Origin of the sequence: Solidesulfovibrio fructosivorans JJ], from assembly GCF_000179555.1 — a bacterium.
Classification (GTDB): domain Bacteria; phylum Desulfobacterota; class Desulfovibrionia; order Desulfovibrionales; family Desulfovibrionaceae; genus Solidesulfovibrio; species Solidesulfovibrio fructosivorans.
The window spans coordinates 18350-40599 of the sequence record NZ_AECZ01000005.1; the positions used below are offsets into that span (position 1 = coordinate 18350).

The window sequence follows — 22250 nt, forward strand, 5'->3', positions numbered from 1 at the left end:
CTAAAAGTCCTTTTTGAGGAACTTGGGCAGGAGGTTTTTCACGGCGGCCAGGGCCATCTTGCGGCGCAGGTGCCCAAGCTGCTCCTGGAGCGGAATCTCCTTGGGGCAGACGTCCTCGCAGCCAAGTAAACCCATGCAGCCGAAGATGCCCTCGTCGGTGCCGACGATTTCGAAGTACTGCTTCTCGGTACGCTTATCGCGGGGGTCGAGGATGAAGCGGGCGACGCGGTTTAAGGCCACCGCGCCGAGGAAGTCCTCGCGCATGAGCGCCGTGCCGCAGGCGGCCACGCAGCAGCCGCACTCGATGCAGCGGTCGAGCTCGTAGATCCGCTCGGCCAGCCCGTTGTCCATGCGTTCTTCCTGGGCGGCGGGGTCGAAGACCTTGTCCGTGTGCACCCAGGATTCGACCTTCTGGTACATGCCGCGAAACCATGTGCCGGTGTCGACCGAGAGGTCGCCGACCAACTTGAAGACCGGCAGCGGCATGAGGGTGATTTCGTCGGGCAGGTCCTTGGTCTTGGTGTGGCAGGCCAGGCCCGGCCGGCCGTTGATGACCATGGCGCAGGCCCCGCAGATGCCGGCCCGGCAGCAGAAGTCGAACATGAGCGTCGGGTCGAGTTCTTCGCGGATTCTATTGAGCGCGATGAAAAGGGTCATGCGCTCGGTTTCGTCGAGCTGGAATTTGTCCATGTGGGGCGAGGAGGCCTCGTCCGTCGGGTTGTAGCGGAATATGTTGAAGGTCAGCGTTCTGCCCATTTCGTGTTTCTCCATTGAAAGTTTTTGAAGGGGGGCCCGGGGGGAAACTTTTTCCTAAAAAGTTTCCCCCCGGCCGCCGGAGGCTCCCACGCTTCCTACTCCTTGGGCGCATCCATGGGGATGATCTGGCCGCCGCCGTAGCCGCGGTCGCCCGGAGGCATCTCGAAGACCTGGGTGGCCGGTTCGTAGTTGAGGGTGGGCAGGTCCGCGCCGGGGGCCCAGGTGGCCAGGGTGCGCTTGAGCCAGTCGCGGTCGTTGCGCGCGGGGTAGTCCTCGCGGGTGTGGGCGCCGCGCGATTCGGTGCGTTCCAGGGCGCCGTAGGCCACGCACAGGGCGAGTTTGACCATGCCTTCGATCTTGAGCGCCATGGTCAGTTCGGGGTTGGCCCCCTTGCCGTTGCTGCGCAGCCCGACCTTGCGGGCCCGGCCGAGGATTTCCTGCAACTCGTTGACGCAGGTTTGCAGGTCCTTGCCGTTTCTAAAGATGCCGGCTCCCTTCATGATGGAGTCGTACATGGCGTTGCGCACGGTGTAGGGGTTCTCGTGACCGTTCTTGCAGTCGACGAGATCGGCGATGCGGGCTTTCTGCCGCTCCATGGCGTCGCGCACGGCGGCGGTGGAGAAGGTGGTCTCCGTGCCTTGCAAGTATTCGACGATCTTGCCGCCGATGATCATGCCGGAGACCACGGTCTCGGCCAGGGAGTTGCCGCCGAGGCGGTTGAAGCCGTGCATGTCCCAACAGCAGGCCTCGCCGGCGGCGAACAGGCCTTTCAGGCCATAGGCCGCGCCGTCTTTGTTGGTGCGCACGCCGCCCATGGAATAGTGCTGGGTGGGGCGCACCGGGATGAGCTGGTGCACCGGGTCGATGCCGAGGAAGGATTGGCAGATCTCGTCGACCTCGCGCAGTTTGGTGCGGATGTGGTGCTCGCCGAGGTGGCGGATGTCGAGCCAGAGGTGGTCGCCGTAGGGGGAGGAGACGCCGAGGCCCTTGCGCATGTGCTCGGTCATGCGGCGACTGACCACGTCGCGGGAGGCGAGCTCCGCCTTTTCCGGCTCGTAGTCCGGCATGAAGCGGTATTCGTTCTTGTCGAGGAGGGTGCCGCCGTCGCCGCGGCAGCCTTCGGTGACCAGGATGTCGGTGGGAACGATGCCGGTCGGGTGGAACTGCACGGCCTCCATGTTGCCAAGCGGCACCACGCCGGTATCGAGCGCGGTGATGAGCCCGCCGCCGTCGCAGATGACGGCGTTGGTGGACTCACGGTAGATGCGGCCGAATCCGCCGGTGGCGATCAGGGTCGCCCGGGCCAGATAGGCGGTCAGCTCGCCGGTCTTAAGCGATCTCGCGATGGCCCCCATGCAGGTCGCGCCGTCGTGGATCAGCGCGATGGCCTCGACCTTGTCCTTGACGTTGACGCCCATCTGGGCGGCGCGGTTGTCGAGGGTGTAGAGCACGCAGTGGCCGGTGCCGTCGGAGGTGTAGCAGGTGCGCCACTTGGCCGTGCCGCCGAAGTTGCGGGAGTGGATGAGCCCCTCGTTTTCCGGCTTTTCAAAGGCGGTGAAGGGCTTGCCGCCCTTGTAGTAGGTCTGTTCGCCCGGCACCACGCGGTTCCAGGGCACGCCCCAAAACGCCATCTGGCGCATGGCGATGGGCGCGGCGTTGACGAAAAGGCGCGCCACTTCCTGGTCGCAGCCCCAGTCCGAGCCCTTGACGGTGTCGGCGAAGTGGACGTCCGGGGAGTCGCCCTCGCCCATGGCCGAGTTGCCGAGCGCCGCCTGCATGCCGCCCTGGGCGGCCGAGGAGTGGGAACGGCGGGCGGGGACGATGGACAGGCAGATGGCGGAGAAGCCGCCCTCGGCGGCCTCGATGGCCACACGCTCGCCGGCCAGCCCCGCGCCGATGCACAACAGATCGGTCTGTATGATATTCATGGGTCGCGTCCTTATTTGAGCGGCAGGAAGTAGTAGCGCAGAAGCGAGAGCACGCCGACGACGATGAAGATGGCGGTGAGCATGTTCTCCTTCTTCTTGATCGACCAGCGTCCCTGACGGTCGAGGAAGCCCCATTTGACCAGGATGCGGTAGAAGCCGATGCCCACGTGCAACTCCACCATGGGGAGCAGGAAAAGATAGAAGACGAACCAGAATCCGGTCTGGATGCGGGCGGCGGACTTTTCGGCGGTGATCGGCAGGTTGGTCAGCACCACCCACATGTGGATGCCGCCCATGATGAGGATGCCCATGGCCGTCGTGGCCTGGACCACCCACAGCCAGGTATCGGTGTGGCGCATGCGCTTGGCGTTGGCCAGCATGATGCGCTGTTCCCTGGTGGCAAAGGGAATCTTGCGCGCGGCCAGGACGAAATGCAGGAGAAAAGCCAGGAAGATCAGCGGGCCGCCGACCTGGGCCATGTAGGTGGCCTCAAAAAACCAGGCCAGGGCGTTCATGGTGCCGGGGCCGATCAGGATGCTCGACACGAGGATCAGGTGCGCCCACATGAACAGGATGAGCGCCGCGCCCGTGAGCATCTGCAGCCAGTCGAGGTAGGCCGAAAGCCTGCCGACGGGCAGGCCCTCGTGGGTCGCCGTAGTGGGTACGGACATCGTTTCCCCTCCGTCCAGGTTAAGGATTTGGTGGTTGCGACAGCAGTAACATTTTCGGCCGAGCCTTCAAGGCTGTACGGTCCTTGCACGCGTCGGCGCGTGGCGCGGCGGCGGGAATTCCGGATTCGCCTGGCCGGATGCCGGCTTGTTCCCGCGCCGTCCCGGCGGCCCGAACCGGCGCTTGCGGGCGGGCGCGTTTTTTCGGCTCCACGATGGAATGGCAGTTCCACCGTGTTCCTTTCCGGCAAAGTCCATGCCAGAATGCGTATTTCAAATTTCTCAAAATACGCAAAATATTACGGTATGTTATTTTGTAGGAGGGAAAGGATTGCCAAAGCGGGTGGGGCGTAATTATGTGGCATTGCGCCCCATGTGAGGCATAAGTGAGGCGTTTGCCACACTCTTGACCGGGCGCTCAGTCGATGCCGAGCCGCGCCATGTTGCGATAGAGCGTGCGGCGGTCCACGCCCAGATGCCGGGCCGCCCGGGACCGGTTGTCGCCGCAGGCGGCAAGCGCCCCCAGCACCATCTCCCGGGTGAGCCCGCCCCGGCGCGGCGGCGGCGACTCCGTCCCGGACGGCAAAAGCGGCGGGGCGAGAAGTTCGCGCGGCAGGTGGGCCGGGGTGATCTCGCCCTCGAGGCACAGCACGCAGGCATGCTCCATGGCGTACTTGAGCTCGCGCACGTTGCCCGGCCAGGGATAGGCCATGATGACGGCCATGGCCTCGGCGGACAGGCGCGAGATGGCCTTGCCGAAGTTGGCCGCGAACTGGCGCACGAAATGGTCGGAGAGCAGCGGGATGTCCTCGGCCCGGTCGCGAAGGGGCGGCAGGCGCACCTCCACCACCTTGAGCCGGTAGTAAAGGTCGGCCCGGAACAGCCCGGCCTTGATGCGCGCCGGCAGGTCCACGTTGGTGGCGGCGATGACCCGGACGTCGGCCTTGCGCGTTTTGGCCTCGCCCACGCGCTCGAATTCCTTGCTTTCGAGCACGCGCAAGAGCCCGAGCTGCAGCCGCGCGGACATGTCGCCGATCTCGTCGAGAAAGATGGCCCCGCCCTGGGCCGCCTCGAACCGGCCCACCTTGTCCCGGATGGCTCCGGTAAACGCCCCGCGCACGTGGCCGAAAAGCTCGCTGCCGAGGAGTTCGTCGGACAGAGCCGAACAGTTGACCTTGACCAGGGGTTTTTTGGCCCGGGGCCCGCCGTAGTGGATGGCCTCGGCGGCCAGCTCCTTGCCGGTGCCGGACTCGCCCGTGACGAGCACCGTGGTGTCCACTTCGGCCAGCTGGTCGAGAACGGGATAGATGTCGCGCATGGCCTTGGACTTGCCGATGATCCCCCGGTGGCTGTGCAGGTCGGTCAGGCGCTTTTCCAGGTTGGCCAGGCGGGTGATGTCGCGGATGATGAGCACCGCGCCGACGAATTCGCCGGATTCGCCGGAAAGCGGCATGGAGTTGACCACCACCACCCGGCCGGGGTTTTGGCCCTGGCATTCCACCCGGTATTCGATGAGCGGCTTGCGGGTGGCGAGCGTCTCGCGCAAGGCGGCGAAACAGCCGCGCCGGCAGGCCCCGGACACCACCTGCTGGCCCGTCGCGCCGGCCTCGCCGCCGCCGGTGAGGAAGCAGACGTCGGTAAGCCCCCTGTTGGTGCGCACCACCCGCATGGACGTGTCCACCACCACGATGGCGTCCGGGATGGCGCGGAAGACGGCCTCGAGGTTTAAGCGCAGGGATTCCTTCTCGCCCAGGAGCGCGCGCATCTCGGCTTCGGCCTTGATCCGCTCGGTCACGTCCTGGACCATGGGCATGAAATACAGCGGCCGGCCGGCCACGTCGCGGATCAGCCGCACGGACAGGTGCACCCAGACCGTGTCCCCGTCCTGGCGCACGTAGCGCTTGTCGATCTCGTAGCGGTCGAATTCGCCGGAAAGCAGGCGCTCGGCCCAGCGGATGGTCTCGGGCACGTCGTCGGGATGGGTGACCTCGAGCATGGAGCGTTCCAGAAGTTCGGAAGCGGCGTAGCCCGTGATGCGGCACAGCGCGTCGTTGACGCGCAGGAAGCGGTAGTCGAGCGACAGGATGCTCGCCCCGATGGGCGACTGGTCGAAGGTGCGGCGGAATTTCTCCTCGTTTTCCCGCAGCACGGACTCGGCCCGCTTGCGCTCGGTCACGTCGCGCACGATCCACACGGCGTGGCTCGCCCCGTCCTTGTGGGGGAAGCCGCTGGCCGAGACCTCGAGCGGCACCACGGCCCCGGCGCAGTGGATGCCGGTCAGCTCGCCGCGAAATTTGCCGGTGCGCCCCAGGGCGGCAAGCGCCTCGGCCAGTCCGCCCTCGGCGTCGTCGATGACGCCGGAGAGCCCGGCCAGGGCCAGATCGGATTCGGACAGCCCGAAGATGCGCTCGGTTTCGGGGTTGGCGGTCAGAATTTCGCCCCCCGCGCCGCAGAGCATCACGCCGTCGATGCTGCCGGTGACGATGGTGCGATAGCGCTCCAGGATGTCGTTGTAGGCCTCCTCGGCCTCCTTGCGGGCCGTGATGTCGATGTTGAGGCCTTCGATGTAGCGGACCTCGCCCCGGTCGTCGCGCACCACCCGGGCGGCCTGCGAGATCCATTTGATCGAGCGGTCCTTGCGGTAGAAGCGGGTTTCGAGGCCCGTGACCACGTCCTTCTCCGCCAACTGGGCCAGGAAGGCGTCGCGGTCGGCCGGGTCGACGTAGAGCTCCGAGCGCAGGTCGGTCAGCGTCGCGATCATGTCCTCGGGGTCGTCGTAGCCGAGGATGTGGGCCAGGGCCGGGTTGACGTCGAGAAAGCGTCCCCTCGGGCTCGACTGGAAGATGCCTTCCACGGCGTTGGAGAAAAAGCCCTCGTACTTGTCCAGATCGTTTATGACGGCCGTGACGTCGGCCAGGACCAGGGCGGAGACGGTTTCGCCACCGAGGCGAACGGGGCGCGCGGCGGCAAGCAACCAGCGGGCCGCGCCCTCGCCCCTGTCGCGGTGGAGCAGGACGCCCCGGCCCGGGGGGCGGCTCAAAAGCGCATCCGGCAGACCGAGGTCGGCCGTGCGCAACGGCGAAGCGGCGGCGGGATCGGCGCCCAGCAGGTTTTCGGCCGTGGCGTCGGCCTCGATCACGGTCCCGTCGCCGGCGACAAGAAGCATGCCGACGGCGACGGATTCGTAGGGACGCATGGACGGGGCGGCCTAGCGGATGACGACGGTGGAGATGGAATTTTTCGGCGAGCCGGAGACGATCTTGCGGCTGACGGCCAGGTAGATGAGCGCCTTGCGCTTTTCGTCATAAAAGCGCGTGACCTGGGTGTCCTTGAAGAAGACCGAGGTGCCTTCGGAAAACACCTTCTTTTTTTTGGGGAACTTTTGCGGCAGGTCGATGGCGCAGGTCTGCCGGCAGTCCAGGGAGAATTCGGACGGGTCCTCGGCCAGCCCCACGGCCCCGGAGATGCCGCCGGTGCGGGCCTGGCTCATGTAGCAGGTGACGCAGGGCAGGTCCGGGTCGTCGAAGGCGTTGACGCAGACTTTATGGTTGGCTCCGAGCAGTTTCCATTCGGTGGTGACGCAGCCGACTTCCTCGGCAACGGCCGGCCGGACGGCGGCGGCCAGGGTCAGGACGGCGAAACAGGCGAAAACTAAGGTGCGGCGCATGCGATCCTCGTTGTTGCGGTGAGACGGATTCGTTTGCCGGGCATAAGCCAAAAACGCCCGGCGCGCTAGCCGGGCGGGGGGCGTCTCACCGGGGCCGGCTCTCCTTGGCGCGGGCCAGGATGGCAAAAAGGACCAGCATGGCCACGGGACCCAGGATGTCGGTGTAAAAGATCACGCCGGCGTTGTTGGGCGCGAAATTGCCGGCCCGCATGGAGGCGATATGGCCGGCCGCCGCGCCGAGCATGAAGACGCACTGGCCAACGGCCGCCCCGAACCAGTAGCCCGGCCGGAAGAAGGGGACCAGTATGCCGGCCAGGCCGAAGCCGAAATTGGCCATGCCCACCTCGAACTGGAAGGGGCTCGGGGCCCAGCCGATGGAGGCGGCGATCTTGTCGGCGAAAAAGACGTGGCCGACCCCGCCCCAGATGCCGCCCACGCCGACGAAGAAAAAGACCAGATACTTGAGCGCGTAGGCCAGACGTTCATGGCCGCGCAGGCCTTTTCTCGCGGCCACGAGCAGGCCGAAGAGCGGTCCGAGGACAAGCAACAGGCCGCTGCCGTAATCGGGCAGGGCCGAAGCGGCGAAAAAGGCGACAAGCGCGGTCAAAAAGGCGGCAAGCAGTTCCATGGCGGGCTCCTTGTCGGGGATTAGCGACCTGGATCGCTCTTCCCCTTGTGCCCTGATTAGGCTTCGGCGCGCAAGCAATCTCCCCCTTCATCCCCCAAAACAAGAAACGGGTCCCGCGCTGCCACGCGAAACCCGCTTCCATCCGTACCCCTTGTGGGGGGACCGGGGGGCCCTCGGCCCCCCGGTGGGGGTGCGGGGGCAACGCCCCCGCATCTCTTCTCTTGTATTCCCTATCCTTACCCCTTGCCGCAGGCGCAGCCCGTGCCGGCGCTCGCGCCGGCCGTGGGCGGCAGGGGATTTTGCAGGTGCGCGTCCAGGGCGGCGATGACCGACTCCAGAGTACAGTGGGTCATGACGTCGCCGTTGATCTGGACGGTGGGGCCGTCGGCGCACTTCTCGTGGCAAAACGACGCCCGCACGTCCACGGCGTTGGTGAGGCCCTGTTCGGCGATATGCCCGAGCAGGCCGGTCAGGATGTCCTGGGCCCCGCGCAGGTGGCAGCTCGTGCCGAGGCACACCTGGACGCGCAGGCGCGGCTCGCCCGCGCCGTCGAGGATCACGAGGGTCTCGTCGGCGATGCGCCGCCGGCTCTGGTAGCCGGTGTGCAGCAGCTCGTGGGCCTTGTGCCCGCCGACATCGCCCAGGAACTTGGCGTAGCACTGGTTGACGAAGACGTTGTCCTGGGCCTTGTGGAGCTGGCGGCCCTTGTCGGATCTGTAGAGCCCCTGGGCCCGGCGCTTGCGGGCGGCCAGGTCCAGGTTGACCGGCTGGCCCGCGCCGCCGACGCAGCCGCCGGGGCAGGCCATGACCTCGATGAGGTCGTAGTCGCAGGTCCCGGCCTTGATTTTCTCGCAGACCACCCGGGCGTTGGCCAGGCCGTAGACCACGGCCAGATGCAGGGTGTTGCCGCCCACTTCCACATTGACCTCGCGCAGGCCCGATTCGCCGCGCACGTCGTTGAAGTCGGTGTCGTAGAGGGTCTGGCCGGTGACCTTTTCGGCGGCATAGCGCAGCACCGCCTCGGTGACGCCGCCGGTGGTGCCGAAGATCACGCCCGCGCCCGTGCCGAAGCCGTAGGGCATGTCGCGGGACTGGGGCTCGAGGTCGTTGAAGCGCAGCCCGGCCTGCTCGATCATGCGGGCCATCTCCTGGGTGGTCAGCACGTTGTCCACGTCCGGGGAGCCGTCCTTGGCGAATTCCGGCCGGCGCGCCTCGAACTTCTTGGCCGTGCAGGGCATGACCGAGACGATGGCCAGTTTCTTGCGCGGGATGCCGAGCTGTTCGGGCAGCATTTCCTTGACCAGGGAGCCGAACATCTGCTGGGGCGAACGGCAGGAGGAGAGGTTCGGCAGCAGTTCCGGGTAGTACTGCTCGGCGAACTGGACCCAGCCGGGGCAGCAGGAGGTGAACTGGGGCAGCTTTTCGCCGGCGGCCTTTCTGGCCAGGAATTCCTCGGCCTCCTCGATGACGGTGAGGTCGGCGGCGAAGGTGGTGTCGTAGACCTGGTCGAAGCCGATGGTCTTCATGGCCGCGACCAGCCGGCCCATGATCGGGTCGCCGGGGGCGGCGCCGAAGCACTCGCCGAGGCCCACGCGCACGGCCGGGGCGATTTGCGCCACCACCGTAACTTCGGGATTGGCCAGTAGGTTCCAGACGTCCTCGATCTCGGATTTGGGGGTCAGCGCCCCGGTCGGGCACACGCTCGAGCACTGGCCGCAGTTGACGCACTCCACATTGGCCAGCCCCTTGCCGAAGGCCGGCAGCACGGCGGTCTTATGCCCTCGGAAGGCGAAGCCGATGGCGCCGATGCCCTGGATTTCCGAGCACATGCGCACGCAGTCGCCGCACAGCACGCACTTGTTGGGGTCGCGCACCAGCGACGGCGAGGAGACGTCCACGGGCACGGGCTCCTGCACGGGCTTGAAGCGGACCTGGGACACGCCGAGCTTGCGGGCGATTTCCTGGAGCTTGCAGGCCCCGTTGCGAAAGCAGGTGGGGCAACTCTGGTTGTGGTTGGCCAGAAGCAGCTCCACGGCGATCTTGCGGATCTCGCGCAGCTCCTTGGTGTGGATGCGGATCTCCATGCCCGGTTCCGGCGGGGTGGAGCAGGCGCCCATGATGCCCCGGTTTTTCACCTCCACCAGGCACAGGCGGCAGGCGCCGTAGACCGAGAGTTCGGAGTGGTAGCAAAAGGTCGGCAGGTCGATCCTCACCTTGCGGATCAGCTCGAGCAGGTTGCGTTCCCCTTCGATGGGGACGACCTTGCCGTCAATGGTGACAGTTGGTGCAACAGACTTGGTCATGGCTAGATTCCCTCCACCGCGCCGAACTTGCAGGCCGCCGCGCACGCGCCGCACTTGACGCAAAGCCCCTCGTCGATGCGGTGGGGCTGTTTTTTCTCGCCCATGATGGCACCGACCGGGCAGGCCTTGACGCACAACCGGCAGCCCTTGCACAGGGCCGGGTTGATGGTCGGCCGGGCCAGGGCCTTGCAGCGCCCGGCCCGGCAGCGCTTCTCGAAGACGTGCTCCTCGTATTCCTTGCGGAAGTGCTTGAGGGTGGAGAGCACCGGGTTCGGCGCGGTCTTGCCCAGGCCGCAAAGGGAGCCGATCTGCACGGCGTGGCCGAGGGTTTCGAGCAGTTCCAGGGTTTCGGCCGTGCCCCGGCCCTCGATGACGTCGTCGAGCAGGGCCAGCAGCTGCTTCGTGCCCTCGCGGCAAAGCACGCACTTGCCGCAGGACTCGCGCTGGGTGAATTCCATGAAGAAGCGGGCGACCGAGACCATGCAGGTCTTCTGGTTCATGACGACCAGCCCGCCCGAGCCGACCATGGCCCCGACCGAGCGCAGGGAATCGAAATCAAGCGGCAGGTCGAGCAGGTCCGGGGTCAGGCAGCCGCCCGAGGGGCCGCCGATCTGCACGGCCTTGAACCCGGTCTTGTCGATATTGCCCCGGTCGTCGGTGACGCCGCCGCCGATGTTTATAACGACCTCGCGCAGGGTCGCGCCGAAGGGGACCTCGATGAGCCCGGTGTTGCAGACGTGGCCGGTCAGGGCGAAGGTCTTGGTGCCCGGGGATTTCTCGGTGCCGAGCGACCGGTAGGCCTCGGCCCCCTTGCCGATGATGCGGGGCACCTGGGCCAGGGTCTCGACGTTGTTGATGATGGTGGGCTTGCGCCACAGTCCCTTCTGGGCCGGGAAGGGCGGTTTGGGGGCGGGCATGCCGCGCCGGCCCTCGATGGAGGCCATAAGCGCGGTTTCCTCGCCGCACACGAAGGCGCCGGCCCCTTCCATGACTTCCAGGCGGAAGGACTGGCCCGAGCCGAAGACGTCGTCGCCGAGGTACCCGGCGGCCTCGGCCTCGGCCACGGCGTGGCGCATGCGCTTGACGGCCAGCGGATATTCGGCGCGCACGTAGATGTAGCCCTCGTCGGCCCCGATGCCCCGGGCGGCGATCATCATGCCCTCGATGATGCAGTGGGGGTTGCCCTCCATGACGGACCGGTCCATGAACGCGCCCGGGTCGCCCTCGTCGCCGTTGCAGATGACGTACTTTTTCGGGTTGTCCTGGATGCGGGCGGCCTCCCACTTGCGGCCGGTGGGGAAACCGCCGCCGCCCCGGCCGCGAAGCCCGGAGGCGCTTATGACGTCGCAAACGGCCTTGCCGTCCATCTCGGTAAACGCTTTGCGGGCCGCGTCGTAGCCGCCGTGGGCCACGTATTCGCGGATCTCGTCGGGGTCGATGAAGCCGCATTCTTTCAGCACATAGCGGGACTGGCGCTGGTAGAAGGGAATCTGCTCCGGGCCGAGGCAACGCTTTTTGGTGCGGGGCTCGACATAGAGCAGGCGCTCGACGGGCTCGCCCTTTTTGAGCGTCAGGTCCACGATGTCCGGCACGTCCTCCACGGCGACCTTGGTGTAGAGGGTGTTCTCGGGCAGGATGGTGACCAGCGGTCCCATCTGGCAAAAGCCCTGGCAGCCGCTGTGGGACAGGCGCACGCCGTCGCCGTGGCCTTCGGGCTTAAATTCCAGCACCACGTCGAGGCCGGCTTCGGCCATTTGGGTTTCCAGGGCGGCGAGGACCTTTTTGGAGCCGTTGGCCACGCAGCCGGTGCCGGCGCAGACGATGACGCGGCGCTGACCGGCGACGGCGGGAGAGAGGGCGGCCGGCGCGACGCTGGTGGATTCCTGGTTCGGGCCTTCCATTATTGCAACTCCTTGGCGCGGATGGAATCGATGAGCGAAACGGCCCGTTGCGGGGTCATCTGGCCGTAGACGTCCTCGTTTATGACCATGACCGGGGCCAGGCCGCAGGCGCCGAGACAGGCCACGGTCTCCACGGTGAAAAGCATGTCCGGCGTGGTGGTCTTTTCCTCGGAAAGGGAAAGGCGCCCGCGCAGGGCCTCGAGGATGGGGATGGAATGCTTGACGTGGCAGGCCGTTCCGTCGCACAGCCGCACGATGTACTTGCCCTTGGGCGTGAGCGCGAAGTGGGCGTAAAAGGTGGCCACGCCAAAGACGTTGGCCTCGGGAATGCGCAGCGAGGTCGCGACGTACGAGAGGACTTCCTCGGGGAGGTAGCGGTACTCTTCCTGCAGCGCCTGCAAAATGGGAACGAGTCGGGCCGGGTGGCGTCCGTAATGGTCGAGGATGCCGCACAGCTTCTGGAATTTGGCGGTTTCCGCCAGTGACGCGGCCAACTTGGGCTCCATCTGATGCTCTCCTTTACGACTGCAAGCGTGGATGGGAGGTTTCGTGCCGGGGTTCGCCACGTCGGCCGGCGTCCGGGCGACCGCGCGGGCCGGGAGGGAGAGCCGGGTGGGGCGGTCGGCGGCACCCCCGAACCTGCGCCGTCGCCCGCCGTATCGCCATGCCGGCCGGGGCGTGGTGGCCCTTGGCCGGCGATGCATCGTGCGATCGATCTCGATCCTGGGATCGCTTTTTCGGTGCATGTCGCCGGGTGGATGCGGCTTCGGAGCAAGATGCATGCTACGCGGGGCGAAAGCGTCAGATGAATTTGACAATACTCTTATAATATTGGATAAAATAGGAAGTCGGCGAGGAGGGCGGAACGGGGCGCTGCGTTGAAAGCGTGACCGAGTTGCATATTTGCAACTATTATGTTGCAATATGAAACGATCTGGATGAATCTGCCTGCGGCGATTTTGCCACTAATGTTGCGTTATTGCATCGTGCGTTGCGATTTTGCATCAAGTCCCCGCACCTTACGTCCCTGGCTCCCCGGCCCCGTTTGCGCTACAAGGCCGCAACCCAATTCTCAGGAGCCCGCCATGATCAAGCACATCGTCATGTGGACCCTCAAGGACCAGGCCGAAGGCCGCGACAAGGCCGCCAACGCAGCCGAAATGCAGTCCCGCCTGCTCGCCCTCAAAGGAAAACTGCCCCAGGCCGTGGAGCTGGAAGTCGCCGTCGGCGGGGAAATCTTCGCCGCCGTGCCCGAGACGGACGTGGTGCTCTCTTCCTCCTTCCGTACCAAGGAGGATCTGCAAACCTACGCCGTGCACCCGCTGCACCTCGAGGTCGTGGAGTTCATCAAGAAGGTCGTGTCCGAGCGCCGCGTCGTCGATTACGAGGTGTAGGAAGGAGAAGAGGGGAAAGAGGATGCGAGAGGGGAAACCCTTTAAAAAGGGTTCTCCCCTCTCGCGCTCTCCCCTTCCTAAACTTTTTTTAATGGGGAAGATTCTCTTTTATAACGAATAGTTGGAGTCTGCGAAAGGCAGGACCCCAAGCGCACTGGAAACAACGATGACCGATCCCTGTCCCTGCGGGTCCGGCCTCTCCTTCGAGGCCTGCTGCGGCCCCTATCTCGACGGCAAGCCGGCGCCCACGGCCGAGGCGCTCATGCGCTCGCGCTACACCGCCTATGCCCGAAACGACATGGCCCATCTCGAGCGCACCCTGGCCCCGCGCCAGCGGGCGGCCTTTCGCCCGGCCGAGACCCTGGCCTGGAGCGCCGATGTGGTCTGGACCGGACTGACCGTCCTCGCTGTTACGGACGGCGGCCCGGACGACGACACCGGCGTGGTGGAATTTCGCGCCGCCTTCGAAAAGGCCGGCGAGCCCATGACGCTGCACGAACGCAGCCGGTTCAAGAAAAAGGACGGCTGCTGGGTCTACGTCGACGGCCGCCCCGGAAGCACGGAGCCGGCTCCCGCTCCGGCCGCGCCCAAGGCCGGACGCAACGATCCCTGTCCCTGCGGCAGCGGCAAGAAGTATAAGCGCTGCTGCGGCCGCTGACGCGATTGTGCGCACCACCGCCGCCCTGACATTCGCCCACAAGCTCCTGGCCCGGACCCTTGGCCCGGGCCGCGTGGCCGTGGACGCCACGGCCGGCAACGGCAACGACGCCCTGGCCCTGGCCGGGCTGGTCGCCCCGGATGGGGTGGTGCACTGCTTCGACATCCAGGCCGAGGCCCTGGAAAAGACCCGCAAGCGTCTCGAAGCGGCCGGGCTCGGCCACCTCGCCCGCTATCACGCCGCCGGACACGAGGCCATGCTTTCGCGTCTGCCCCGGGCGCACCACGGCCGGGTGGCGGCGGCGGTCTTCAACCTCGGCTTTTTGCCCGGCGGCGACGAAGCCGTCATCACGCGGCCAAAGACGACCCTGGCCGCCCTTGACGCCGCAAGCGCCGTCCTGGCTCCGGACGGTGGCATCGCCGTGGTCTGCTACACCGGACATCCCGGCGGCGCGGACGAGACTGAGGCGGTCGCCGCTTGGTGCGTGAACCTTCCGTTTCATGCCTGGCGCGCCGCCCGCTACGAACTGGTCAACAAGCCGGGCTGCCCCATTATCGCCTTTTTCGTCGAGCGTCGCTCGGAGACGTAGGCCCGTTGCGCGTCCGCGGGCAACCGACGCGGCATTCCCCTTCTTGCAGGATTGCGGTTTCTTGCGGCTTGACGCGATGCGTCGAGTCGACTTGTGTGGCTTTTATGTCGCATCTGACGTAAACGCCGGCCCTCAGCGAGGTTGGTATTGCGAAAGGCGCTGGCCGGTGGTATGTTTTATTATCCAGTCTCATCGTCTCACGATTGTACTGTCACGAAGAGGGGAAAAGCGGCGAGAGTTCTGCCGTGGGTGGAAGCTTCCCCCTCGTGTCGGAATCGGCTTTGGCGGCGTATTTCTTTTGAAATTGATGGAGATGGTTACGGGCAAGAGAGGAATGGTATGCAACTGAAGTCGATCCAAGCAAAAATATTGCTGCTGGCAGGGGGATGCTTGCTGGCGACCGCCGCGGCGCTTGTCGGCTACAATCTGTATTCCGCGGGAAAGACACAGGCCTTGGTGTCCAAACGCGTAAGCGATCTGTTGGAATCGGAGGCGAAACGCAATCTGACCATGTTGGCCGCCAACCAGGCGTCCGTCATCCAAAGCACCCTGGAGAACAACCTTGTCACCGCCAGGACCATGGCCAAGGTGTTCGAGGTGCTGCGGGAGGATGTGGGCAAGCTGGCGGCCAGGGACGGCATCCAAAACCCGGTGCGCAATATTCTCAACGACATTTTGCACCGGGTTCTCGAGAATAATCCCACTTTTCTGGGTGCCTACTCGGCCTGGGAGCCGAACGCACTGGACGGTCGGGACAAGGAATTCGTCGGCAAGGCCGATGAAGGCTACGACGCGACCGGCCGGTTCATTCCCTACTGGAACCGCGGCGTCGACGGGAAGATCGCCCGTCAGGCGCTGGCCGATTACGAAAGCCGCGAAGTCAACGACAACGGCGTGGGCAAGGGCGCCTGGTACCAGCAGTCACGCGAGAGGAAGAAGGAAATCGTCCTCGACCCGCTGCCCTATATCGTCCAGGGCAAGAAGGACTGGCTGGCCACCGTCAATGCGCCCATCCTGGAAAACGGCAAGTATCTCGGCCTGGCCGGCACGGATCTGCGGCTCAACTTCATGCAGGACCTGGTCGAAAAGGTCGACGCCAGCCTCTATGAGGGCCGGGGCGACGTGACCATCGTCAGCCATGCCGGGCTGGTGGCCGCCAGCAGTGATCACCCCGGGGCCATCGGCAAGCCGCTCAAGACCATTTTCAAGGAATGGAAAGGCCTCGTCGAGGCGGTCAAGGCCGGCAAAGCCCAGCTCGACGTGAGCCCGAACTCGGGCATGTACCGGGCCCTGGCCCCCATCAGCCTGGGCCGCACCGACCACCCCTGGGCCGTGCTCATCCGCGTCCATCCGGATATCGTCCTGGCCCAAAGCCGGGAACTCGACGCCACCATGGCCGCTTTGAACCATGACAGCGCCTTGTGGCAGGTGGGCGTGGCCCTCGGCGTCACGGTCCTGGCCCTGGGCGTGCTGTGGGCGTTTGCCGCCGGGCTCGTCCGGCCCCTGCGGCAGGCGGCGGCCTTTGCCGGCAAGGTGGCCGAAGGGGATTTCTCCCAGTCCCTGGCCATCAATCAGGCCGACGAAACGGGGGTTTTGGCCAAGGCGCTGACGCGCATGGTCGACAACCTCAAGGGCATGATCGCCCAGGCCGAGGAGAAAAGCCGCGAGGCCGCGGCCGAAGCCGAACGGGCCCGGCAGGCGGTGGCCGAGGCCGACGAGGCGAGAAAGCATGCCGCCCAGGCCGAACGGCAGGGCAAGCTCAATGCCGCGTCCCTGGTCGAGGAGGTCTCCGGCGCGGTGGCCCAGGCCTCGGCGGAACTCTCCGCCCAGATCGAGCAATCCAAGGAAGGGGCGGACCTGCAACGCCGCCATACCGGCGAGACCGCCACGGCCATGGAGGAAATGAACGCCACCGTGCTCGAGGTGGCCAGAAACGCCTCCGAGGCCGCCCAGGGCTCGGGGCAGGCCCGGGACAAGGCCAAGGCCGGGGCCGATGTGGTGCAGCAGGTGATCGCGGCCATAAACGGCGTCCAGGAGCAGGCTTCCTCCCTGCGCTCCAATATGGATGAACTCGGCAAGCAGGCCGAGGGCATCGGCAACATCATCAGCGTGATTTCCGACATCGCCGACCAGACCAACCTGCTCGCCCTGAACGCGGCCATCGAAGCGGCCCGGGCCGGCGAGGCCGGGCGCGGTTTCGCCGTGGTGGCCGACGAAGTCCGCAAGCTGGCCGAAAAGACCATGACCGCGACCAGCGAGGTGGGCGACGCCATCCGCGCCATTCAGATCGGGGCGCGCTCCAGCGTCGAAGGCGTGGAAGGCGCGGCCCGGGCCGTGGATCAGGCCACGGATCTGGCCGGCCGGTCCGGCGGCATGCTCGAGGAGATCGTGTCCATCGTCGAGGCCTCGGCCGACCAGGTACGTTCCATCGCCACGGCCTCCGAACAGCAGTCGGCGGCCAGCGAGCAGATCAACCGGGCCGTGGAGGACATCAACAAGATCTCCGAGGATACGGCCGACGCCATGGCCAAGGCCGCCGTTTCCGTGGAAGAGCTCTCCAACCAGGCCGAAAACCTGACCCGCCTCGTGGAGACGCTCAAGGCGGAGTAGGGCGCTCGGCGACACCGGCAGGGGGACCCGCAACCAGGGTCGCCCCTCCCGCCGCCTCCGGTCCCATAGAAGTCTCTTAGGCAACGGAAAACGGCCCGTCCCCGGTCTGGGGGCGGGCCGTTTTGATTGCGGCTCCCGTCTCTCCGGCGTCTTTCGCCGCCGGGAAAGCGCGTCAGTGGGTCAGGGACGCGCCGTAAAGCGCATAGGTGTCGGCCGGGTCGCAGCCTGTCTGGCGGACGGGATCGACGGCCATGGACTTCACGAAACGTCCGGTCACGTTGCCGTTGCCGTCGATCTGTTCGATGAACACGGCCCCGAGCTGGTAGACGCGCAGGGTGTTGCGTCCGCTGGTCTGCGGATAGCGCGGGTCGTAAAAGGGAACGAGCGCGACGCGCGGGCTGCTGAGCGGATCGCTGTAGGCGCTGTCGACGATGGAATTCGTGGCGCTGTCCCACGACGCGCCCGGGTCCTGGTCCAGGAGTTCCTTGAGGCCTTGCTTGGTCGGGCCGACCATGTCGCCGGGTTCGACCTGCAACTCGTCGCCCGTGTTGACGATGCCGTCGTTCGATCCCGTGCACCCGGCGATATTGTCGCGATAGGCGTCGCCGCCGGTCATCGGGGTGCCGCTGCTGGCGGGGGGGTAGTCCACGGGCTGGTAATGCCCCGGAGTCACGGTGCCACTCGGGTCGCCGAATTTGAGGATGATCGGCGTGCCGACGTCGTTGTTGTCGTAGCCCTGCACCTCGACCGAATTCATCTCGCAGACGCTGCCGGCGTCGAGCTGGTTGTTGTTGTAATACTTCTTGTCGGCGTCGCAATCGTCTTTCCAGGTGAACTTGGCCGGCGGCGACCAGGGCTTGAGGCATTTGCTGCTTTTGGAACAAAAAAGCGCGGCAACGCCCGTGGCCGCTATGTCCTGGGTGTTCCAGCCGAGGATCCGGCCCAGAAACATTTCCACCGGATTGCCCCGCTCCTGGGTGCGGCCGACCGTGGCCCGCACCGACACGGCATCGGGATAGGTCACGTCGGAATTGCGGATGGCCATTTCCTTCGAATCGGAGTCGTTGAGGTTCGCCTGGCCGTAGAGCACCGCGGTGTCGGTCACCGCTTCCTGATTGGCGCCGTATTGGACGAGGACGCTCGCGCCGGCCAGGGCGGCCGCGTCGGCGGCGTTTTGCAGCTGGCTGCGCTTGTATTCCAGAAAGCCGTAATCCACGGCCAATGTGGCGAAGCCGGCCAGAACGATCATGGACAGGGCCACGATGACGGCGACCGATCCCGCTTGCGCCGGGGGCCGCCTTGTTTCGGTGAATCGGATCATGCTGCGTCTCCCATGCGGTCACATTTGTCGTTCCGTGGCCGAGCCCACCACCTGGGCCAGGTTCGCGCTGATGTTTTGCCAGGGGATGATCACCATCCGCGTGGTGTCGTAGCCCACCCGCACCGTCACCGGCGTGCCGGACGTCCTGTCCCCGAGGGTGGCCACCGTGGTGTGGGCGGGATCGTAGCCGGCGTTTTGCATGTACAAGGCCACGATCTGGTCCACGTCCTGGTTGCGCGAGGCGGCCATGGCGCCTTCGCGGGCGGCGCGGGTCACCACGGCCTGGGCCAGGAGCATCTGCCCGAAATCCACCACGCCGGCCAGAAGCGGCATGAGGACAAAGGCCAAAAGCAGGGCCAGCTCCACGCTCAGGGAACCCTGTTGGCGCGAGGCCTTGTCGTGTCGGTGGCGCGTATTCATGGTTCCACCACGGCGCTCGCCCCGGCGGTGATGCTGGCCGGGAAAAGCGCGCTGCCGACGAGTCGCGGCAGGATAAGCGGTTCGAAGGGGTAGCTGAAGGAGACGGTGACCGGCTGTCCGGGGACGCGCTCGGCGGGCGTTATGGAGACGGAGGGCGCGACGCCGAGGCCGAAACCGGGCGGCGTCGCGTCGGAGGTGTTGTTGAGCTTGGCGAGCAGCTCGGCGGTGACGGCCGCGTCCGTGGCGTCCGGCAGGCTGGCCGTCCGGGCGACCTCGGAGGCCACCGAGGCCGCCATGGATTGGAGGTAGAAGAAACGGCCGTAGTCGATGATGGCGAAAAGGACCAGAAGCAGCACGGGCAAGAGCAGGGCCATTTCCACGACCGAGGCCCCACGCTGGTCCCGATGTGTTTTTCCGTGTCGCATGCTCGCCACCTCACGTCTCGTCCGCCCTTTTGCAGGGCTACGATTGTGAGATAGCCACCACGGGCCGCCGCGTCGATGGACACGATTGCCCAGCCCCTCGGGGAAAACCCCCATACGGGCACGGGGAGGATCAGTCGATCAGGCCGAGCCGGGAGGCGTAACGCACCAATTCCACGGAATTTTGCAGACCGAGTTTCCGCATGAGGTTGCAGCGGTGGTGTTCGGCGGTTTTGACGCTTATGGCCAGGGCCTCGGCCACTTCCTTGGTGGTGAGGCCCTCGACCACCATGCGCATGACCTCGCGCTCGCGGGCGGTCAGGTTGTCATAGGCGTTGGCCGGGGCGGCCTGGGCCTTCGGGGAGCCGACGAGCAGTTCCCGGGACACCTCCTGGGAAATGGTGGGGTCGAGGTAGAACGCGCCCCGTCCCACCTGGCGCAAGGCCTCGAGCAGTTGGTCGGCCGCGGCGTCCTTGGTCACGTAGCCGTTCGCCCCGGCTTTGACCGCCTCGATGATGTAGTCAACCTTGGTGTGCATGCTGACCATGAGGATGCCGAGGTCGGGGAGCAGGGCCCGCAGCTCCCGCACGAGCTGCATGCCGGAGCGGTCGGGCAGGGAAATGTCGAGCAAGGCCACATCGGGCGCGCAGGCGCGGGCCCGCCGCACGGCCTCGGTCGCGCTGCCCGCCTCGCCCGCGATCACGATGCCGGCATCGCGGCGCAAAATGGTCTTGAGTCCTTCCCGAAACAGGGGATGGTCGTCAACGATCAGTATCCGCTTCGTTCCCATGCTGTCGCTCCTCGACATAGACGACCTCGGCAACCACGAGACATCCCTGTCCCGGTTGCGACGCGATGCGCAGCGTGCCGCCGAAAAGCCCCACCCGCTCCCGCATGCCGGCCAGCCCCATGCGCCGGTCCCGGCCGGCCCGGTCGAGGCCTTCGGCCACATTGAAGCCCTTGCCGTCGTCTTTGACGCGCAAAATGAGCCTGGGGTAGGATTCCACCAGCCGCACCGACACGTGCCGCGCCCCGGCATGGCGACGGACATTGGCCAGGGCCTCCTGGGCGACCCGGTAGAGGTTGATGGCCACGTCCTGGGGGACGCTGACGCCTTCCAGGCCGGAGCTGACGAAATCGACCCCCATTGCCGCCTGTCTGGAAAAATCGTCGCACAGCCGTTCCAGCGCCTGGACGAGCCCGAGGTATTCCAGGTCCGGCGGGCGCAGGCCGTAGGAGAGTTCCCGCACCGACCGGATGGCTCGCGACAACAGGGCCGTGAATCCGGTCAACCGGTCCCGCACGGCGGGAGAGGGGAGGGCCGTGCCGTCGAGCAGGGTCTGGCAGGCGATCTTGGCGGCGGAGAGGTCCTGGGCCACATTGTCGTGGAGGTCCCGGGCGATGCGGGCCCGCTCGATTTCCTGGGCCTTCAAGAGCGCGCCCGTCAGTTTCCGGATATTCTCCTCGGCCTGTTTGAGTTCGGTCACGTCGGTGTTGGTGCCGACGAAGCGGGTGGCCCGGCCCGACGCGTCGCGAACGGCCCGGCCGCGCACCAGAATCCAGTGCACGGTTCCGTCGCGCGCCGACATGCGCTGTTCGCCGACGTATTCGTCGACATCCCCCTTGGTCCAGGCCGCCAGCTCCTCGCGCACCCGTTCCCGGTCCTCGGGATGGACATGGGCCAGCCAGGCGTCGAGTTCCGGCCGCATGCCCTCCGCGTTGTAGTCGAGCAGGGCCAGGAAGTGCGGGTCGATATAGAACGCGCCGCTTTCCTTCCACAATTCCCACACGCCGACCTTGGCCGCCCGGGTGGCCATCGCATAGCGGCCATGGGCCTGGTCAAGGGCGGCCAGCATGGCGTTTATGGCCTTGGACAGATCGGCGATCTCGTCGTTTCCGGCAACGAAGGTCCGGCCCTCCCCGGCGGTATCCTCGCCGAGGTGCTTGATCTGGCCGCGCAGGCTCGACACGCGGGACAGGATGCGCCGCTCCACCAGCAACATCATGGCCAGTCCGAAGGCCAGCCCGATGGTCAGCAGGAACATGACGTTGTTGCGCTGGACGATGCGTTCCTGGGCGAAGATGCGGCGCGGCATGGCGACGGAGAGCAGGATGCCCGGCCGGCCGGCCAAATCGCGCAACAGGGCGAAGCCCTGAATGCTTTTTTCGCCGTCGGGAACGACGGCGTGCCGCCCTGTGCGGCCGATGGAGGCGGCGATGTCGCCGAACCGGGGCGAGAGTCCCGGTTGCTGCAGGTCGACCACGCCAAGGCGCAGCATGATCAGCTCCGACAATCCGGCGATGTTGTCGGCGTCGAGCCGCCGCCCCATGACCAGCACGCCATGGGGCGGACCCTCGCGCGTGCTCGTGAGGATGGGGCAGGCGGCCAAAAGCCAGACGGTGCCGCCTTCTATGAGCATGCCCGAAACCACGTTGCCGTTTTTCCCCGGCCGGGCGACGAGCCGCGTGGCGGCCACCTTGTCCGACAAGGCCCGGGAAACGGGCAGGAGCTTCTGGTCCGCCGCCTGGACCGTTCGTCCGAGCACAAGGCTCCCCGCGGCGTCGTAGATCAGGATCAGGTCCGCGTGGATGGTGCTCAGGCTCTGGAAGTTGATGTTCCCGCGCAGGTAGTCCGCATCGCGGTCCCGGGCGAACCGGTACGTGTCGTCCCACATGGCCCAGTCGGCCACGGTCGCCTCGAGGGCTTCGGTTTCGCCGTGCAGCACCCGGCCGGCCCGGGTGATTTCCTCCTCGACTTCTTCCCGCTCCAGGGTGCTGAAGCCGGCCCGGAGGTTGCTGCTGGAAATGGCGTAGAGCACGGCGAAAAGCCCGGAGAAGGTGAGGCAGATGATGAGGGCGGCGGTTCGGCGGAGGCTCATGTCTTCTTATGCCCATGGCCGGTCGGGCTGTAAACCGCGCGCGCCTGCCGAAATTCGTCGCCGGTGGTCTCAAGGCGTTGTTCGCGCGGGGCTCTCGTGGAGTCGG

At 66.2% G+C, this 22250-nt stretch carries 18 protein-coding genes; 4 read left to right on the plus strand and 14 right to left on the minus strand.

What is annotated here, in order from left to right:
• The 9 genes from DESFRDRAFT_RS04720 to DESFRDRAFT_RS04760 form a co-directional block, all read right to left on the minus strand.
• Window positions 1–756, minus strand: a complete 756-nt coding sequence (locus tag DESFRDRAFT_RS04720) for a fumarate reductase iron-sulfur subunit (RefSeq protein WP_005991652.1) — start codon at window positions 754–756, stop codon at window positions 1–3.
• Window positions 757–851: 95 nt separating this feature from the next.
• Window positions 852–2684, minus strand: a complete 1833-nt coding sequence (locus tag DESFRDRAFT_RS04725; protein ID WP_005991654.1) for a fumarate reductase flavoprotein subunit — start codon at window positions 2682–2684, stop codon at window positions 852–854.
• An 11-nt stretch (window positions 2685–2695) separates the two neighbouring features.
• Window positions 2696–3355: a hypothetical protein gene (locus DESFRDRAFT_RS04730; protein ID WP_005991656.1), complete on the minus strand. Its 660-nt coding sequence runs from the start codon at window positions 3353–3355 to the stop codon at window positions 2696–2698.
• Window positions 3356–3770: 415 nt separating this feature from the next.
• Window positions 3771–6548, minus strand: a complete 2778-nt coding sequence (locus tag DESFRDRAFT_RS04735; RefSeq protein WP_005991657.1) for a PAS domain S-box protein — start codon at window positions 6546–6548, stop codon at window positions 3771–3773.
• Between the two features lie 12 nt (window positions 6549–6560).
• Window positions 6561–7019: a CreA family protein gene (locus DESFRDRAFT_RS04740; protein ID WP_005991659.1), complete on the minus strand. Its 459-nt coding sequence runs from the start codon at window positions 7017–7019 to the stop codon at window positions 6561–6563.
• Between the two features lie 85 nt (window positions 7020–7104).
• Window positions 7105–7647 (minus strand): DUF6790 family protein, encoded by a 543-nt coding sequence (locus DESFRDRAFT_RS04745; protein ID WP_005991661.1) that lies wholly within the window; start codon window positions 7645–7647, stop codon window positions 7105–7107.
• 236 nt (window positions 7648–7883) lie between these two features.
• A complete protein-coding gene (locus DESFRDRAFT_RS04750) occupies window positions 7884–9950 on the minus strand; it encodes a [FeFe] hydrogenase, group A (RefSeq protein WP_005991663.1) in 2067 nt (688 codons plus the stop codon).
• A 2-nt stretch (window positions 9951–9952) separates the two neighbouring features.
• Window positions 9953–11851 carry an NADH-ubiquinone oxidoreductase-F iron-sulfur binding region domain-containing protein gene (locus tag DESFRDRAFT_RS04755; protein WP_005991664.1) on the minus strand — a complete coding sequence of 633 codons (1899 nt, stop codon included), beginning with the start codon at window positions 11849–11851 and terminating at the stop codon, window positions 9953–9955.
• Window positions 11851–12357, minus strand: a complete 507-nt coding sequence (locus DESFRDRAFT_RS04760; protein WP_005991666.1) for an NADH-quinone oxidoreductase subunit NuoE family protein — start codon at window positions 12355–12357, stop codon at window positions 11851–11853. Before DESFRDRAFT_RS04760 ends, DESFRDRAFT_RS04755 begins: the two co-directional genes overlap by 1 nt.
• A gap of 579 nt (window positions 12358–12936) precedes the next feature.
• Here DESFRDRAFT_RS04760 and DESFRDRAFT_RS04765 point away from each other — a divergent pair.
• From DESFRDRAFT_RS04765 to DESFRDRAFT_RS04780, 4 genes are all read left to right on the plus strand, one after another.
• Window positions 12937–13245 carry a Dabb family protein gene (locus tag DESFRDRAFT_RS04765; protein WP_005991668.1) on the plus strand — a complete coding sequence of 103 codons (309 nt, stop codon included), beginning with the start codon at window positions 12937–12939 and terminating at the stop codon, window positions 13243–13245.
• A 166-nt stretch (window positions 13246–13411) separates the two neighbouring features.
• Entirely contained in the window at window positions 13412–13903 is a 492-nt protein-coding gene (locus tag DESFRDRAFT_RS04770) for a YchJ family protein (protein WP_005991671.1), read from the plus strand.
• A gap of 7 nt (window positions 13904–13910) precedes the next feature.
• Window positions 13911–14492: a class I SAM-dependent methyltransferase gene (locus DESFRDRAFT_RS04775; protein ID WP_005991673.1), complete on the plus strand. Its 582-nt coding sequence runs from the start codon at window positions 13911–13913 to the stop codon at window positions 14490–14492.
• A gap of 339 nt (window positions 14493–14831) precedes the next feature.
• Window positions 14832–17102, plus strand: a complete 2271-nt coding sequence (locus DESFRDRAFT_RS04780) for a methyl-accepting chemotaxis protein (RefSeq protein WP_043793879.1) — start codon at window positions 14832–14834, stop codon at window positions 17100–17102.
• Between the two features lie 172 nt (window positions 17103–17274).
• Here the strand turns inward: DESFRDRAFT_RS04780 and DESFRDRAFT_RS04785 are convergent, their stop codons facing one another.
• The 5 genes from DESFRDRAFT_RS04785 to DESFRDRAFT_RS04805 form a co-directional block, all read right to left on the minus strand.
• Window positions 17275–18423, minus strand: a complete 1149-nt coding sequence (locus DESFRDRAFT_RS04785; RefSeq protein ID WP_005991677.1) for a pilus assembly protein TadG-related protein — start codon at window positions 18421–18423, stop codon at window positions 17275–17277.
• A gap of 18 nt (window positions 18424–18441) precedes the next feature.
• Window positions 18442–18843 carry a TadE/TadG family type IV pilus assembly protein gene (locus DESFRDRAFT_RS04790; RefSeq protein WP_005991679.1) on the minus strand — a complete coding sequence of 134 codons (402 nt, stop codon included), beginning with the start codon at window positions 18841–18843 and terminating at the stop codon, window positions 18442–18444.
• The gene (locus DESFRDRAFT_RS04795) at window positions 18840–19268 is read right to left on the minus strand and encodes a TadE/TadG family type IV pilus assembly protein (RefSeq protein WP_005991694.1); all 429 of its coding nucleotides are present in this window, start codon (window positions 19266–19268) and stop codon (window positions 18840–18842) included. The genes DESFRDRAFT_RS04790 and DESFRDRAFT_RS04795 overlap by 4 nt, the downstream gene beginning before the upstream one ends.
• Window positions 19269–19398: 130 nt before the next feature.
• Window positions 19399–20055: a response regulator gene (locus DESFRDRAFT_RS04800; RefSeq protein WP_005991696.1), complete on the minus strand. Its 657-nt coding sequence runs from the start codon at window positions 20053–20055 to the stop codon at window positions 19399–19401.
• Entirely contained in the window at window positions 20027–22144 is a 2118-nt protein-coding gene (locus DESFRDRAFT_RS04805) for a sensor histidine kinase (RefSeq protein ID WP_005991698.1), read from the minus strand. Before DESFRDRAFT_RS04805 ends, DESFRDRAFT_RS04800 begins: the two co-directional genes overlap by 29 nt.
• Window positions 22145–22250: the final 106 nt, after the last annotated feature.

Excerpts from the sequence above, each read along its gene's own strand:
- DESFRDRAFT_RS04730 (WP_005991656.1), bottom strand. The coding sequence starts at position 3,355 with ATGTCCGTACCCACTACGGCGACCCACGAGGGCCTGCCCGTCGGCAGG.
- DESFRDRAFT_RS04770 (WP_005991671.1), top strand. The coding sequence starts at position 13,412 with ATGACCGATCCCTGTCCCTGCGGGTCCGGCCTCTCCTTCGAGGCCTGC.
- DESFRDRAFT_RS04745 (WP_005991661.1), bottom strand. The coding sequence starts at position 7,647 with ATGGAACTGCTTGCCGCCTTTTTGACCGCGCTTGTCGCCTTTTTCGCC.
- DESFRDRAFT_RS04790 (WP_005991679.1), bottom strand. The coding sequence starts at position 18,843 with ATGAATACGCGCCACCGACACGACAAGGCCTCGCGCCAACAGGGTTCC.
- DESFRDRAFT_RS04720 (WP_005991652.1), bottom strand. The coding sequence starts at position 756 with ATGGGCAGAACGCTGACCTTCAACATATTCCGCTACAACCCGACGGAC.
- DESFRDRAFT_RS04725 (WP_005991654.1), bottom strand. The coding sequence starts at position 2,684 with ATGAATATCATACAGACCGATCTGTTGTGCATCGGCGCGGGGCTGGCC.
- DESFRDRAFT_RS04765 (WP_005991668.1), top strand. The coding sequence starts at position 12,937 with ATGATCAAGCACATCGTCATGTGGACCCTCAAGGACCAGGCCGAAGGC.
- DESFRDRAFT_RS04805 (WP_005991698.1), bottom strand. The coding sequence starts at position 22,144 with ATGAGCCTCCGCCGAACCGCCGCCCTCATCATCTGCCTCACCTTCTCC.
- DESFRDRAFT_RS04780 (WP_043793879.1), top strand. The coding sequence starts at position 14,832 with ATGCAACTGAAGTCGATCCAAGCAAAAATATTGCTGCTGGCAGGGGGA.
- DESFRDRAFT_RS04795 (WP_005991694.1), bottom strand. The coding sequence starts at position 19,268 with ATGCGACACGGAAAAACACATCGGGACCAGCGTGGGGCCTCGGTCGTG.
- DESFRDRAFT_RS04755 (WP_005991664.1), bottom strand. The coding sequence starts at position 11,851 with ATGGAAGGCCCGAACCAGGAATCCACCAGCGTCGCGCCGGCCGCCCTC.
- DESFRDRAFT_RS04735 (WP_005991657.1), bottom strand. The coding sequence starts at position 6,548 with ATGCGTCCCTACGAATCCGTCGCCGTCGGCATGCTTCTTGTCGCCGGC.
- DESFRDRAFT_RS04785 (WP_005991677.1), bottom strand. The coding sequence starts at position 18,423 with ATGATCCGATTCACCGAAACAAGGCGGCCCCCGGCGCAAGCGGGATCG.
- DESFRDRAFT_RS04760 (WP_005991666.1), bottom strand. The coding sequence starts at position 12,357 with ATGGAGCCCAAGTTGGCCGCGTCACTGGCGGAAACCGCCAAATTCCAG.
- DESFRDRAFT_RS04740 (WP_005991659.1), bottom strand. The coding sequence starts at position 7,019 with ATGCGCCGCACCTTAGTTTTCGCCTGTTTCGCCGTCCTGACCCTGGCC.
- DESFRDRAFT_RS04750 (WP_005991663.1), bottom strand. The coding sequence starts at position 9,950 with ATGACCAAGTCTGTTGCACCAACTGTCACCATTGACGGCAAGGTCGTC.
- DESFRDRAFT_RS04800 (WP_005991696.1), bottom strand. The coding sequence starts at position 20,055 with ATGGGAACGAAGCGGATACTGATCGTTGACGACCATCCCCTGTTTCGG.